The 14362-nt window shown below is 49.3% G+C and carries 14 protein-coding genes and 1 tRNA gene; all 15 read left to right on the top strand.

Features of this window, described 5'->3' with window-relative positions:
* Window positions 1-14 precede the first annotated feature (14 nt).
* The 15 genes from V2P20_RS09355 (at window position 15) to V2P20_RS09285 (ending at window position 14340) form a co-directional block, all read left to right on the top strand.
* The gene (locus V2P20_RS09355) at window positions 15-761 is read left to right on the top strand and encodes a methyltransferase domain-containing protein (RefSeq protein ID WP_331817938.1); all 747 of its coding nucleotides are present in this window, start codon (window positions 15-17) and stop codon (window positions 759-761) included.
* Window positions 762-1519: 758 nt separating this feature from the next.
* Window positions 1520-2881: an MFS transporter gene (locus V2P20_RS09350; RefSeq protein ID WP_331817981.1), complete on the top strand. Its 1362-nt coding sequence runs from the start codon at window positions 1520-1522 to the stop codon at window positions 2879-2881.
* Window positions 2882-3394: 513 nt separating this feature from the next.
* Window positions 3395-3841, top strand: a complete 447-nt coding sequence (locus V2P20_RS09345; RefSeq protein ID WP_331817937.1) for a hypothetical protein — start codon at window positions 3395-3397, stop codon at window positions 3839-3841.
* 149 nt (window positions 3842-3990) lie between these two features.
* Window positions 3991-4923: a 50S ribosomal protein L3 N(5)-glutamine methyltransferase gene (gene prmB, locus V2P20_RS09340; protein WP_331817936.1), complete on the top strand. Its 933-nt coding sequence runs from the start codon at window positions 3991-3993 to the stop codon at window positions 4921-4923.
* A complete protein-coding gene (aroC, locus tag V2P20_RS09335) occupies window positions 4923-6011 on the top strand; it encodes a chorismate synthase (protein ID WP_331817935.1) in 1089 nt (362 codons plus the stop codon). Before prmB ends, aroC begins: the two co-directional genes overlap by 1 nt.
* Before the next feature lie 73 nt (window positions 6012-6084).
* Window positions 6085-7242, top strand: a complete 1158-nt coding sequence (locus V2P20_RS09330; protein WP_331817934.1) for an MFS transporter — start codon at window positions 6085-6087, stop codon at window positions 7240-7242.
* 81 nt (window positions 7243-7323) lie between these two features.
* Window positions 7324-7944 (top strand): MotA/TolQ/ExbB proton channel family protein, encoded by a 621-nt coding sequence (locus V2P20_RS09325; protein ID WP_331817933.1) that lies wholly within the window; start codon window positions 7324-7326, stop codon window positions 7942-7944.
* Window positions 7941-8378 (top strand): biopolymer transporter ExbD, encoded by a 438-nt coding sequence (locus V2P20_RS09320; protein WP_331817932.1) that lies wholly within the window; start codon window positions 7941-7943, stop codon window positions 8376-8378. Before V2P20_RS09325 ends, V2P20_RS09320 begins: the two co-directional genes overlap by 4 nt.
* Window positions 8375-9373: a tetraacyldisaccharide 4'-kinase gene (gene lpxK, locus V2P20_RS09315; RefSeq protein WP_331817931.1), complete on the top strand. Its 999-nt coding sequence runs from the start codon at window positions 8375-8377 to the stop codon at window positions 9371-9373. The genes V2P20_RS09320 and lpxK overlap by 4 nt, the downstream gene beginning before the upstream one ends.
* Window positions 9366-9557 carry a Trm112 family protein gene (locus tag V2P20_RS09310; protein WP_331817930.1) on the top strand — a complete coding sequence of 64 codons (192 nt, stop codon included), beginning with the start codon at window positions 9366-9368 and terminating at the stop codon, window positions 9555-9557. The genes lpxK and V2P20_RS09310 overlap by 8 nt, the downstream gene beginning before the upstream one ends.
* On the top strand, window positions 9554-10324 hold the full coding sequence (gene kdsB, locus V2P20_RS09305) for a 3-deoxy-manno-octulosonate cytidylyltransferase (RefSeq protein ID WP_331817929.1): 771 nt from the start codon (window positions 9554-9556) through the stop codon (window positions 10322-10324). The genes V2P20_RS09310 and kdsB overlap by 4 nt, the downstream gene beginning before the upstream one ends.
* A gap of 127 nt (window positions 10325-10451) precedes the next feature.
* Complete coding sequence (gene alaC, locus V2P20_RS09300) at window positions 10452-11636, top strand: alanine transaminase (RefSeq protein WP_331817928.1); 1185 nt, start codon at window positions 10452-10454, stop codon at window positions 11634-11636.
* 40 nt (window positions 11637-11676) lie between these two features.
* The gene (locus V2P20_RS09295; protein WP_331817927.1) at window positions 11677-12987 is read left to right on the top strand and encodes a homoserine dehydrogenase; all 1311 of its coding nucleotides are present in this window, start codon (window positions 11677-11679) and stop codon (window positions 12985-12987) included.
* A gap of 10 nt (window positions 12988-12997) precedes the next feature.
* The gene (gene thrC / locus V2P20_RS09290) at window positions 12998-14092 is read left to right on the top strand and encodes a threonine synthase (protein ID WP_331817926.1); all 1095 of its coding nucleotides are present in this window, start codon (window positions 12998-13000) and stop codon (window positions 14090-14092) included.
* Window positions 14093-14266: 174 nt separating this feature from the next.
* Window positions 14267-14340, top strand: a tRNA-Gln gene (locus tag V2P20_RS09285).
* The last annotated feature ends 22 nt before the right edge of the window (window positions 14341-14362 follow it).

The raw sequence follows: 14362 nt of genomic DNA, 5'->3' as shown, positions 1-14362 counted from the left end.
AATGAGTAGTAATAATGAGTGGTAATAAGAAATCCCAATACGATGCGCTGTTCTCCGGCGTAATAGGGCAGGACTATGAAATGCTCAATCTGATCTGTCCATTAGCGACGGAAATGAGCCGTCTTGTAGGCGCTGCAGTTACAGAATATCCTGCTCGAAGTGCAGATAAATTGAAGATTGTCGAATTAGGCGGAGGAACTGGCATTACCACGTTATCAATATTAACTGCCAAGGAGGCGGCAATTGTAATAAGCATTGATAACGAACCCACTATGCAGAACCAAGCCAAAAACCATCTAAAAAAGTGGGCTGATGAGGAAAGGCTATTTTTTTGTAGCGATGATGCATTGACCGCACTAGAAAATATGGCAACTGATAGCGTTGACATCGTGGCATCCGCCTATACTTTGCACAATTTTCAAAATACTTATCGCCAGAGAGTTATAGCGGAAATTTTTCGCGTTTTAAAGCCTGGCGGGCAACTCATTAATGGAGATCGTTATGCTCTGGACGATGTTTCCATACATACGCGGGTTGTTCAGAGAGAGGTGGAGGGGTATTTCAAGATATTGACGGAAGCCAATAAGCTTGATTTATTGGAGAGTTGGATAATTCACATATTAAATGATGAATCCGAAGACCATATCATGCGTGAATCGCTGTCGCTAAACCAACTGAGAGAGGTCGGTTTTTCACAGATTAGCCTGAGTCACAGAATGGAAGCCAATGCCTTGGTCACGGCTATCAAACCTGCTCAATAAAGGAGCGACTTAACAAGTATTTACAGACAGGCACATTGAATATGCCTGTCTTTGTTTCAATCCAAGCAATAAGGCTTCAATCGGTTACCGAGGTGAAGCTTAAATCCGCGTAATGGCTCAGGCTTTGGCTGTAAAACCCCAGCTTGTCTGCATACAGAGGAATAATCACGTTATGAATGGTTTTTGCCAGATCATGCGTGACTTTGATCTATTAAAGTCTTTTCAACGCCGAAAGACTCCCGAGTAGAACGGCATAAACTGATCGACATCCTCATTCTGACGATTTACGCGGTGATCAGTGGAGCGGAAGACTGAGAAGCGATTGAACAGTTTGACAAGGATAAAGAGGCTTGGCCGCGCCAATGGCTCAAGTTGGAGGACGGCATCCCTTCGCATGACTGCAGAGCGCGAGTCATTGCGCGTCTTGAGCCGGCGAAACTGAGAGAGTGCTTTATCGCCTGGGGCAGGAAGCTGACGGCGGGCGAGGTCGTGGCGATTGATGTGATGGCGGCAAGACAGTCCGGCGCTCTTACAACCGTTAGGGCAAACGGGGAACTATCCACATGGCCAGCGCCAAGCCAAGCCGGGCTTTCTTTCGATCAAGTTTTTTCTTTTTGATATTTATATGCGCTTGCCCTGGGAGCCATAGCACAAATACATGAATGCGCCAGAATGATTGTTATAATGGCAAATTTTTAAGCGTAACGATTACAAAGGAGAAATTGGTTTTGACACAAGTGCAGGACATTACGAGTCCGATGAGCCCATCGGAAAAACGCGCCACCTGGTCTTTGGCCAGCATTTATGCTTTCCGCATGCTCGGCTTGTTCCTGATTATGCCGGTATTGTCGTTATTCGCCGAGCAGCTTGAGGGGGCAACACACTCATTAGTCGGTCTGGCTATCGGCATTTACGGCATTACCCAATCGCTTCTGCAAATTCCTTTTGGTTTGATGTCGGATCGGTTTGGCCGTAAAAAGATCATAATCATCGGTTTGTTGCTGTTTTTTGCCGGCAGTGTGATTGCCGCCATGTCCACGACTATTTACGGCGTTCTGCTGGGGCGTGCCATACAGGGGGCCGGCGCAGTAGCCGCCGCCGTTATGGCGTTGGTGGCCGATTTAACGCAGGAAGTGCACCGCACGAAAGCCATGGCATTGATCGGCGCCAGTATCGGCGTATCCTTCGGCATTGCCATTACTTCAGGTCCCGTGATTGCGAGCTTTGTTGGCGTGCAGGGCATATTCTGGCTGATTGCGGGACTGGCGTTGCTGGCTATATTAATTCTTCTATTTATAGTGCCCAATCCCCAGGAATCCAAGACACATCGCGATGCGGAACTCGTACCGACGCAATTTTCGCATGTGCTGAAAAATGTTGAATTACTGCGGCTGGATTACGGCATTTTTATCCTGCACGCCATTTTAACGGCCAGTTTTGTCATCGTGCCTTTGTTAATGCGCGATGCCGGCCTGCTTCCGGCACAGCACTGGCAGGTTTATCTGCCGGTATTCATTGTTTCCATGGCCGCTATTATCCCGTTTGTCATACTGGCGGAAAAAAAGCGCAAGATGAAAACCGTCTTTATAGGCGCCATTGCCGCACTGGTGCTGGCTGACATCGGTTTGATGCAGTTCAATAGTAATCTGTTTGCCATAATCGGCTTTCTCTGGCTGTTTTTCTGCGGTTTTAATCTGCTGGAAGCGACCTTGCCGTCGTTAATATCCAAGAATGCGCCAGCTGACCTGCGAGGCACAGCGATGGGCATCTATTCAACCTGTCAGTTTCTGGGCGCCGGCATCGGCGGCGCAGCAGGCGGCTGGTGTTATGGAGAATTTGGCGCCGGCGCCGTATTCCTGTTTTGCGCGGCCGCTGCCGGCAGTTGGCTGCTTTTATCGCTCAGCATGAAACCGCCGCGTTATTGGGCGAATCTGCTTATTTCTCTGGAAAAACTGACGGAGCAGGAAGCCAACGAATTTATGGCGGAGATGGTGAAGATTGTCGGTGTGGAAGAAGTGACCTTGCATTATGAAGAAGCAGTCGCTTACCTCAAAGTTGACAATCAGAAGCTGGACAGGGATGGCTTGCAATATCTTATTTCAAGCTATACCAGTGCCTGATCTTGTAAGGCAATGCTGCTTGCAACATTGAATTCAAAGGTCTGTCTTGATTAGTAGAAAACTTGGAATACCTTTATAATCTCAAAAAATAGAGGATTTTTTCTAAGAAATATCCGGGGAATACACAATGAAATCCGGAAAGCAGAAGTTCGATGCCTTCTTATCAAGATAAGCCCGTAGATGAAGAAATTCGTCGGCAAAACTAATCAAATTACAAAGAGCTGTTTTTATAAATAAATGTCAATGCCAATTAAACGACTTGTTTTAGTTTGTTCACTGCCTATCCTGGTTACAGGCTGCGCCGAGTTTTATGGCTCTCAGCCTCCAGCACCGGTATATGGCGGACAACCTCGTGTCCAACCGAACATCTATGCTAAACCTGCGCCCAAGCCGAAGCCCCCCAAAAAAGCCAAACAGGCTAAACGTCCAGTCGCTCCGACGGTTGAGACCCAACCGCTTAAGGACTCTGGCCCGATAACGACAACGCCTATGGAGCCCATAGAAACAACACCTATGGAAACAGTCCCAGGGGCGGGCGCTATTCCGAGTTCTGCAGTACCTTCTGTCCAGGCGCCTGCGGCGCCTTTGCCGGAACCCACAGAAATGATGCAGCCATTGGAACCGGTTGCGTTTGTATCATCGTCGCCGGCGGTAGGCGCTCTGGTTTCCGCGGCGGACCAAAACAGCCAGTCCGGCAACCTTGATTCGGCAGTGGCCGCTATAGAACGTGCCATCAGAATAGAACCCCGCAATGCAGCCTTGTTTTATAAGCTTGCGGAGTTAAGGCTCAAACAGTCCAAACCGCGATTAGCGGAAGACCTGGCAAAAAAATCAGCGCTGCTGGCATCCGGAAACGCGCGTTTGAAAAGACAAAGCTGGCTATTGATCGGAAACGCCAAAGTGATGCAGCAGGATTTCGCAGGCGCCAGAGCGGCAAGAGCCAAGGCTGCAAGTTTTTAAGACGATCATTTTCAAAATCGGCGGTCATGTGCCCGCCGATATCTTTGAACTGTTCAAGGCGGGGGTTTTAGGCCGGAAACGGTTTGATTATTCGCTATGGGCCAAAATAGGCCGATGCTTATTCAACGAGATTGACTATTTATTGATCAATGAAAACAACTCCATCTGATGTTTTAACCATACTCTCCACGATTCGCGATTACATTCGCTGGGGCGCCAGCCGGTTTACCGAGGCCGGAATCGTTTTTGGCCATGGCACGGCGACAGCACTAGACGAAGCTGCGGCGCTGGTCCTGCATACTATTTATCAGCCCTATAATCTGCCTGAGGCTTATCTGGAAACTGTTTTGACGCTGAAAGAGCGCCAGGACGTCATTGATATCATCGATAGACGCATCATCGAAAGAAAACCAGCCGCCTATTTGACTCATGAGGCCATTTTTGCGGGCCTGCCTTTTTATGTCGATGAAAGGGTTCTCGTGCCGAGGTCGCCAATTGCCGAATTGATCGAGCAGCGGTTCGATCCTTGGGTAGAAGAAAGTCAGGTCGAACGCATCCTGGATTTGTGCACCGGTAGTGCCTGTATTGCTATTGCCTGCGCTTATGCATTTCCCGAAGCCTATGTCGACGCGGTCGATTTGTCTGCCGACGCGCTGGCCGTTGCTGAAATGAATGTGGCAAAACACCGGCTCGATGATACGGTGACGCTGTATCAGTCGGATCTGTTCAATGAATTGCCCGATCAGCGCTATGACATCATCGTCAGCAATCCGCCTTATGTCAGTCATGCCGAATGGGAACAGTTGCCTGCCGAGTTTCGCGCCGAACCCGATATGGGCTTTAAAGGCGGCGAATCGGGGCTGGATATCGTGCTGCGCATTCTGGTTGAAGCTGGCCGCTATTTGGCGGAGCAGGGCATTTTGATCGTGGAAGTCGGCAGCAGCGCGGAAACGTTGCAATATACGTTTCCCGATGTGCCGTTTTACTGGCTGGATTTCGAGCGAGGAGGCGACGGCGTATTCTTGCTGACGGCCGAACAGGTTAACCAATATCACGAACTATTCTTAGCGGCTTTAGCATAATGTCTGGAAACACTATAGGAAAATTATTTACCGTCACCACGTTCGGTGAAAGTCACGGCCCTGCTTTGGGTTGCATCGTTGACGGCTGCCCGCCGGGATTATCACTGGCTGAGGCCGATCTGCAACAGGATCTGGATCGCAGAAAGCCCGGCACCTCCAGGCATACGACGCAGCGCCGCGAAGCCGATGAAGTCAGGATTCTGTCCGGCGTGTTCGAAGGCAAAACCACAGGCACGCCTATCGGCCTGCTGATTGAAAACACCGATCAGCGCTCCAAGGATTATTCAAAAATCGCCGATAGTTTCAGGCCAGGACATGCCGACTATACCTACCAGCATAAATACGGCATCAGGGATTATCGAGGCGGAGGGCGTTCATCAGCCCGCGAAACGGCCATGCGCGTGGCGGCCGGGAGCATCGCCAAAAAATACCTTAAAGAGCAGGCCGGCATCGAGATAAGAGGTTATCTGTCGCAACTGGGTCCGATAAGAATAGAGAAAATCGATTGGGATATTATCGACAGCAATCCCTTTTTCTGTCCGGATGCCGACAAAATCGAGGAAATGGCGGCTTATATGGATGCTTTGCGCAAGGAAGGCGAATCGATAGGCGCCAGAGTCAATGTAACGGCAATCAATGTCCCGCCCGGCCTGGGCGAACCTGTTTTCGACCGCCTCGACGCCGATCTGGCGCATGCGTTGATGAGCATCAATGCCGTAAAAGGCGTGGACATCGGCGATGGCTTTGCCTGCATCGACAGCAAAGGCACGCAATTTCGGGATGAAATCACGCCGGATGGATTCTTGAGCAATCATGCCGGCGGCATTCTGGGCGGCATTTCAAGCGGTCAGGCCATCGTCGCCAGCATCGCGTTAAAGCCGACGTCCAGCCTTCGTCTGCCCGGCAGGAGCATCAATCGTCAAGGCGAAGCCGTCGAAGTGGTTACGGAAGGCCGTCATGATCCGTGTGTAGGCATTCGCGCGACGCCGATCGCCGAAGCGATGGTGGCAATCGTGCTGATGGATCATTTTTTACGGCATCGGGCGCAAAATGCCGATGTCCATTCCGGATTGCCGGTTTTAAGATAAGCAGTCATCGATGACCAGCACAAACACCACAAGACATGACACCCTGTCTTGTGGTGCCTGAATAAAGACCTTTATGTCTATTCCTTACTGGCGTCTGTCAGGATTCTACTTTTTTTATTTTGCGACGCTGGGCGGCTTTTTGCCTTACTGGAGCCTCTATCTGAAAGACAGCGGCTTCAATGCCGATCAGATCGGCGAACTGTCTGCCTTGTTGGTTGGCACCAAAATCATTGCACCTAATCTGTGGGGATGGATTGCCGATCATACCGGCAAGAGTCTGCGCATCATCCGCATTGCCTCATTTTTCGCCGCCTTGCTCTTTGCCGGCTTTTTAATCGATCGCAGTTATATCGGATTTGCCTGGATCACCATCGGGTTCAGCTTTTTCTGGAACGCCGCTTTGCCGCAGTTTGAGGCGGTAACGTTGTTTCATTTAAAAAGCGAGCCTCATCGTTATAGCCAGATCAGGCTATGGGGCTCAGTCGGGTTTATTGTCGCTGTGTTAGGTATTGGCTGGTTGCTGGATAGACAGCCCATATCGATGCTCCCGGCCGTCATTATCATCTTGCTGGCTTTAATCTGGGTTGTTGCCTTAGCGACGCCGGATGCTCATGCTTTAGGTCATGAGGCTGAGCCAGTCGGCCTTATGCAAATCCTGAAAAGACTGGAAGTGTTAGCTTTTTTAGTCGTTTATCTGCTGCTGCAAATGGCTCATGGACCTTATTATGTTTTTTATTCCATTTATCTTAAGCAATATCATTATTCGACAACGATAACGGGAGCGCTCTGGGCTTTAGGCGTCTGTGCGGAGATCGTGCTGTTTATTTACATGAGACGCCTATTAAAGCGTTATTCATTGCGGCATATTCTGCTGCTCAGCATCGTGCTGGCCGCCGGCAGGTGGCTGATGATCGCCTGGTATGCAGATCAGTTATGGTTGCTGATTCTTGCCCAGTTGCTGCATGCCGCTACCTTCGGCGCAGCCCATGCTGCAGCTATTCATTTGGTTTATCTTTATTTTGGCCAGCAGCATCAGGGTAAAGGCCAGGCTTTATACAGCAGCCTGAGTTATGGGGTAGGCGGCATGCTGGGCAGCCTCTACAGCGGTTATTACTGGGAGTCCATGGGCCCGGCGTTCGTTTATTCATTAGCCGCCGTCGCGTGCGGATTGGCCTTTGTAATCGCTTATCTGTGGATTGGCTTTGAAAATACTCAACACCAGGCACTTTAGGTTAAAATAGCACTTGTACAGTGTGTGACCTATACTTACGCATGTGGTTTTTAGTTAACAATACTGATTTTAGGAAATAACGTGTTTGAAGTAATTAAAAGCGGCGGCTGGATGATGCTGCCAATCATTTTATGCTCAATTGGGGCAATGGGTATCATTGCTGAACGTTTATGGTCTTTGCAAAGGAAGAAAATCGTACCTTCGGAGCTCGTTCCTCAGGTATGGAACTTATTTCGTGAAGGAAAGCTGGATAAAGCGGCACTCCATCGTTTAAAGACCAGTTCGCCTTTAGGATATATTTTGGCGGCAGGCCTGGCTAATAGCGAGCATGGACGTGAAGTCATGAAGGAATGTATTGAAGAAGCTGGCCGACAGGTTGTTCATAATCTGGAGCGCTTTCTTAATACTTTGGGCACTATCGCTGCCGTCAGCCCTTTACTGGGATTGCTGGGAACAGTGTTCGGCATGATTGAAATCTTTTCAGCGCTTATGCAGCGCGGTGCCGGAGGAGATCCGTCTGTTTTGGCAGGGGGGATTTCCGTTGCGTTAATCACTACGGCAGCGGGATTGACAGTGGCTATTCCCAGTTTGATTTTTCACCGCCATTTTGAAAGACTGGTCGATGAATACATTGTAAACATGGAAGCCGAAGCAATAAAACTGATGGAAATCCTGCACGGAGACCGCGAAGAAGCCTTATGAACTTTCGCCATAAAAAAAGAGAAAAAGTCGATATCATGTTGGTATCGATGATCGACGTGCTTTTTGTATTGCTGCTGTTCTTTGTGGTATCCACCACTTTCAACCGACAAACAGAAGTCAATGTAAAGCTGCCTGAAGCCAATGGCGCTGAAGCCGAAGCGCATGAAAAGATGGTTACCTTAATCATCGATGCGGACGGCGTTTATTATCTGGAAGGTGAAGATGGGCTGCCGCACGAGTTGGTCAATCAGAACAAAGATACGTTAAGACAGGAATTGCAGAAAATCGCCGCGCATTCCTCACAACTGCCTTTTATTATCAATGCTGACGGCAAGACACCTCATCAGGCCGTTATTGCGGCGCTGGACAGCGCCGGCCAAGCGGGCTTTACGCATATCTCGTTTGCGACGGAAGAATCGAAGACAGAAAAATGAAAAAAACACTGGCTCGATGGGCGCAGGATATCTGGTATAAAGATCAGTTTATCGGTGTATGGCTTTGCCCATTGGGCTTTCTGTTCTGCGATCTGGTCAGGTTCCGCAAATTATTGTATCGCCTGGGCGTATTGAAAAAACAAACCGTGTCCGTTCCTGTCATCGTGGTAGGCAATATTACGGTAGGCGGCACCGGCAAGACGCCGTTCGTAATAGAATTGGCTTCATTGCTTAAAGAAGCCGGCTATAAGCCCGGCATCATTAGCCGAGGCTATGGTGGGCTGGCTGAATCATGGCCTCAGAGAGTTGATGAGAACAGTAATGCCGAGCTGGTCGGTGATGAAGCCCTGTTATTGGTCAGGCAGACGGATTGCCCTGTAGCGGTAGGCCCTGTCCGTGCCGATGCCGCCAATCTGTTGCTGGCGCAGACGGACTGTAATGTCATCGTATCGGACGATGGTCTTCAGCATTATGCGCTGGCTAGAGATATCGAAATTGCCGTTATTGATGGGGAAAGGCGGTTTGGCAACGGCTATTGCCTGCCTGCCGGACCCCTGAGGGAACCGATAGACAGGCTGCAAAGCGTCGATTTCAGGATTGTTAACGGCGCAGAAAAGGAAGATGAAGAATATTCCATGCAACTGATCGGAGATCGTGCGATCAATCTAGTCACGGGCCAGCAAAAATCATTAAAAGATTTCAGTGCTGTTGAATGCCATGCGATAGCGGGCATTGGCAATCCAGAGCGCTTCTTCAATCTATTGGCCACTGCCGGCATCTCATGCGCAACGCGCAGCTTTCCGGATCATTACAGGTTTGAGCGGCATGATATTGCGTTCAATGATGATAAACCGGTATTAATGACCGAAAAAGATGCTGTAAAATGCACCGCTTTTGCAGGCTCGCAGCATTGGTATGTGCCGGTAAAAGCTGTTCTGGAACAAGGTTTTTCCGAACAATTATTAAATTTATTAAAAGCAAAGAACAATGGATAAAAAACTACTCGATATTCTGGCCTGTCCTTTATGCAAAAGCCCGCTGATTTACGATAAAGCCAAACAGGAATTAATCTGTAAAGCTGATCGTCTGGCTTTTCCTATTCGCGATGACATTCCAGTCATGCTTGAGGATGAAGCGCGCGAATTAACCCTTGATGAAGTTGACGCTTTACATCAATGAGTTTACGTTTCAAAGTCGTTATCCCTGCACGATATGCCTCCACGAGGTTGCCTGGTAAACCGTTATTGAAGATTGCCGGCAAACCCATGATTGCGCATGTCTGTGACCGCGCGCAGGAAGCTGATGCCGAAGAAATTATCGTCGCAACCGATGACGAGAGAATCTTGCAGACGGTAAACGATCTGGGCATTAAAGCCATCATGACAAATCCGGACCATCAAAGCGGCACGGAGCGCATTGCGGAAGTCGCCAGACTGCGCGGATGGCGTCATGATGAGATCATCGTTAATCTCCAGGGCGATGAGCCGTTGATTCCTCCGGCTTATATTCGCGATGTCGCCTCGGCGTTAGCGGGCCAGCAGCAAGCGGGCATAGCCACGCTTGCTGCTGAAATTATTGATAATGAAGAGATTTTTAATCCGAACGCCGTCAAGGTTGTAGTGAATAAAGCCGGTCTGGCGCTTTATTTCAGCCGTGCTCCCATTCCATGGGAAAGAGGGCATTTTACGCATGCCGGCGGCACGCCTTCCGGGAAAATACCTTATCTCCGACACATCGGCATGTATGCCTATACGGTTGATTTTTTGAACCGTTACTGCCAATGGGAAGCCTCGTCACTCGAGTCAGTGGAATCTCTGGAACAACTTAGAATCCTGTGGCACGGCGAACCTGTTCAGGTAAAAGTTGTAGCTCAAACGCCGGCTGCCGGTGTCGACACGCCGGAAGATTTAATACGCGTGGAGCAGATATTGTCCGCATACCGTTAAACTTTTCAGTTCGTGTTTCAATCAAGCCTGTTGCATTGTCAAATAGTTGACATGGCTCAGTAACAACAGTACTTTAGACTGTTTTTTTAACCTTTCACTTATATACTTGAATTCTCAAGGGCTGTTAATGGAACAATTTCATAGAATAAGTCGCTTACCTCCCTATGTCTTTAACATTGTTAATGAACTAAAAGCCAAAGCCCGTGCAGCCGGAGAGGATATTATCGATTTTGGCATGGGCAACCCGGATCAGCCTACCCCCGATCATATTGTCAAAAAGCTGATTGAAGCAACGCAAAGAGGGGATACGCACCGTTATTCCGTTTCCAAAGGCATCCCCAGGCTCAGAAGAGCTATTTGTAATTGGTATAAAAACCGTTTTGACGTTGATTTGGACCCTGAAAGCGAGGCTATTGTCACGATAGGCTCGAAGGAAGGCCTCGCGCATTTGGCCCTGGCGACTTTGGGACCTGGTGATATCGTGCTGGTGCCAAGCCCCGCTTATCCGATTCATCCTTACGGCGTTGTTATTGCCGGAGCCGATCTTCGGCACATACCCTTGGTGCCAGGCGTTGATTTCTTTGAGGAACTGCAGAAAGCCATCATCGATTCCTGGCCTAAGCCGAAAATGCTGATCCTGAATTTTCCCGGCAATCCGACCAGCCAGTGCGTGGAACTGGATTTCTTTGAAAAGATTATTGCTTTGGCCAAAGAGCACAAGATCTGGGTAGTCCATGATATTGCCTATGCCGACATCGTGTTCGACGGTTATAAGGCGCCATCCATTCTTCAGATTCCTGGCGCAAAAGATATAGCGGTCGAATTTTTCTCGCTGTCGAAAAGTTACAATATGCCAGGCTGGCGTGTCGGCTTTATGTGCGGCAACAAGCAACTCGTAGCCGCTCTGGCTCGTATCAAATCCTATCTGGATTACGGCACTTTCACGCCCATTCAGATCGCAGCGATCGCCGCGCTGGAAGGTCCGCAGGATTGCCTGACTGAAATTGCCGAAATGTACAGAAAGCGCCGCGATGTATTGTGTGATGGCTTGAACGCAGCAGGTTGGCCTGTTACCAAACCCAAAGCGACCATGTTTGTCTGGGCGCCTATTCCGGAACCCTACAAGGAAATGGGGTCGTTGGAATTCTCGAAAAAGCTGCTGGCTGAGGCCAAAGTGGCTGTTTCTCCCGGCATTGGTTTTGGCCAGCATGGCGATGATCATGTTCGGTTCGGACTGATTGAGAACGAGCATAGAACCCGTCAGGCAGTGCGCGGTATTCGCAATATGCTGAAGAAAGACAACGTTATATGACATTAAATTTAGTAAACAAGGCTTTGTGCAGGAGTTTGATTTGAAACCGGTAAAAGTGGGGGTTTTAGGATTAGGTACTGTCGGAGGCGGTACTGTCAATGTTTTGAAACGCAATGCGGCTGAAATCGCACGCAGAGCGGGTCGTGAAATCGTCATTACTCGCGCATCGGCGAGGGATTTGAACCGCGAACGCATTTGCGATACGCAAGGTATAGTTTTAACAACGGACCCTTATGAAATCATCAATGATCCGGAAATCGACATTGTCCTGGAGCTGATTGGCGGTTGTGGCCCGGTCAAGGAAATGGTTTTGACGGCCATCGCCAACGGCAAGCATGTTGTCACAGCCAACAAAGCACTGATAGCCTTGCACGGCAATGAGATTTTCGCCAGAGCCAGCGAAAAAGGCGTCATGGTGGCGTTTGAAGCTGCAGTCGCCGGCGGCATTCCGATTATCAAGGCCATCCGTGAAGGATTGAGCGGCAATCAAATCCAGTGGCTGGCCGGTATTATCAACGGCACCGGCAATTTCATTCTGACTGAAATGCGCGATAAAGGTCGTGATTTTTCCGACGTTTTGGCCGAAGCACAAGCGCTAGGTTATGCAGAGGCCGATCCGACTTTTGATGTGGAAGGCATCGATGCAGGCCATAAGTTGACGATTTTGGCCTCTATCGCGTTCGGCATACCGCTGCAATTTGATAAGGTTTTTACCGAGGGCATTACTAAAATCACGCGTGAAGATGTTGAGTATGCTGAAGCATTGGGTTATCGCATCAAGCATTTAGGTATTGCCCGCAAGACGCCTGAAGGGATCGAATTAAGAGTTCATCCGACACTGATACCGGCACGCCGCCTGATCGCCAATGTCGACGGTGTCATGAATGCCGTGCTGGTTAAAGGTGATGCGGTAGGTCCCACTTTATACTATGGTGCCGGCGCCGGTGCTGAACCGACTGCATCTGCTGTCGTTGCTGATGTGGTTGATGTCGTGCGGGCATTAACCGGCGATCCTGAAAACCGGGTGCCGCATCTGGCCTTCCAGGCCGATTCGTTGGCAGATATACCGGTGTTGCCGTCAGAAGAATTTAAAACCGCTTATTATCTGCGCCTGCATGCTGAGGACAAACCCGGCGTTCTCGCTGACGTAACGAGAATTCTTGCCAACCACCAGATCAGCATTGAAGCCATTATCCAGAAAGAAGCACTGGATGACAAAGGGTTCATGCCAATTATTATGCTGACTCAGATCACGCTGGAAAAAGAAATGAACGCGGCCATTGCTGAAATTGAAGCTTTACCGATGGTCAACGGCAAGGTCAATCGAATCCGCCTAGAAACTTTGGGATAAATAAAAAAACATGTCTATTCATAAACGTTATACCGGTCTCATCGAACATTACAGAGACCGTCTGCCAGTCAGTGAAACTACTCGTCTGATCAGTCTGGGCGAAGGCAATACGCCGCTCATTCAACTGCAAAACATTCCCCGCCTGATCGGCAAAGATGTTGACATTTACGTCAAGTACGAAGGCCTGAATCCTACCGGTTCGTTCAAGGACCGCGGCATGACGATGGCTGTGACTAAAGCCGTGGAAGAGGGCAGTAAGGCCATCATCTGTGCATCAACCGGCAACACGTCAGCAGCTGCGGCAGCTTATGCCGTCCGCGCAGGCATCAAAGCATTCGTATTGATACCCGAAGGCAAAATTGCCTTGGGCAAACTGGCCCAAACGCTGATGTATGGCGCTGAAATCATCCAGATCAACGGCAATTTTGACAGAGGTATGGCGCTGGTTAAAGAAGTGGCCGATCACGCCCCCGTTACTATCGTGAACTCGATCAATCCGTTCAGGCTGGAAGGCCAAAAAACAGCAGCGTTTGAAATCGTTGATGAACTCGGCCGCGCTCCGGATTATCACTGTCTGCCCGTCGGAAACGCCGGCAATATCAGTGCATATTGGAAAGGCTATAAGGAATATTCAACAGACACAGCGACGCATCAAGCCGTCACCAATACGCGCCCGATCATGTGTGGTTATCAAGCGGCCGGAGCGGCTCCGTTTGTGCTCGGCAAAATGGTTGATGAACCGGAAACACTTGCTACGGCTATCCGTATCGGCCATCCTCAATCCTGGGATTTGGCCTGGACGGCGCAAAAAGAGTCCAGCGGTTGGTTCGACAAGTTCTCGGATGAGGAGATTCTGGCAGCTCAGAAAATGCTGTCTCAATATGAAGGCGTATTCTGCGAGCCGGCATCGGCTACCTCGTTAGCGGGCGCTTTGCATGACATCAAAACCGGCAAAATACCCGAAGGCAGCAAAGTCGTCTGTACGCTAACCGGTAATGGCCTGAAAGATCCGGACAGCGCGATTAAACAATGCGCAGCAGCCCATCCTGTTACGATTGAAGCCAATCTGGATGCCGTCAAAAAGGCGATTCTGGATAATATGTAATTTGGACAGTCTTTTGACTGATAGAAAGCCGGCAAAATAGTCGGCTTTCTATTTTAAAAGTTAAGGCGCCGCCGATGTTCCGGTTCATTTAAAATAATTACTTTGTACTAACACTTCATTCTTTAATAGTAGTAGAATATATAAAACAATAAATGTTGCTCCATCATTAATTACTGGCTCTTCGTCTAGCGGTAGGACTCTGGATTCTGATTCCAGCTGCCGGGGTTCGAATCCCTGAGAGCCAGCCAATTGAATCAATAACTTACAACA

The organism is Methylobacter sp. Wu1, from assembly GCF_036553575.1.
GTDB lineage: Bacteria > Pseudomonadota > Gammaproteobacteria > Methylococcales > Methylomonadaceae > Methylobacter.
Note: the sequence above shows the minus strand (reverse complement) of the source record. Positions and strands in the feature narration are given on the sequence as shown.

What these genes read in the sequence shown, in the direction of transcription:
- kdsB (WP_331817929.1), top strand. Translation starts at nt 9,554, where the DNA reads ATGAGTTTACGTTTCAAAGTCGTTATCCCTGCACGATATGCCTCCACG.
- V2P20_RS09330 (WP_331817934.1), top strand. Translation starts at nt 6,085, where the DNA reads ATGTCTATTCCTTACTGGCGTCTGTCAGGATTCTACTTTTTTTATTTT.
- V2P20_RS09310 (WP_331817930.1), top strand. Translation starts at nt 9,366, where the DNA reads ATGGATAAAAAACTACTCGATATTCTGGCCTGTCCTTTATGCAAAAGC.
- V2P20_RS09345 (WP_331817937.1), top strand. Translation starts at nt 3,395, where the DNA reads ATGGAAACAGTCCCAGGGGCGGGCGCTATTCCGAGTTCTGCAGTACCT.
- alaC (WP_331817928.1), top strand. Translation starts at nt 10,452, where the DNA reads ATGGAACAATTTCATAGAATAAGTCGCTTACCTCCCTATGTCTTTAAC.
- thrC (WP_331817926.1), top strand. Translation starts at nt 12,998, where the DNA reads ATGTCTATTCATAAACGTTATACCGGTCTCATCGAACATTACAGAGAC.
- V2P20_RS09350 (WP_331817981.1), top strand. Translation starts at nt 1,520, where the DNA reads ATGAGCCCATCGGAAAAACGCGCCACCTGGTCTTTGGCCAGCATTTAT.
- aroC (WP_331817935.1), top strand. Translation starts at nt 4,923, where the DNA reads ATGTCTGGAAACACTATAGGAAAATTATTTACCGTCACCACGTTCGGT.
- lpxK (WP_331817931.1), top strand. Translation starts at nt 8,375, where the DNA reads ATGAAAAAAACACTGGCTCGATGGGCGCAGGATATCTGGTATAAAGAT.
- V2P20_RS09320 (WP_331817932.1), top strand. Translation starts at nt 7,941, where the DNA reads ATGAACTTTCGCCATAAAAAAAGAGAAAAAGTCGATATCATGTTGGTA.
- prmB (WP_331817936.1), top strand. Translation starts at nt 3,991, where the DNA reads ATGAAAACAACTCCATCTGATGTTTTAACCATACTCTCCACGATTCGC.
- V2P20_RS09355 (WP_331817938.1), top strand. Translation starts at nt 15, where the DNA reads ATGAGTGGTAATAAGAAATCCCAATACGATGCGCTGTTCTCCGGCGTA.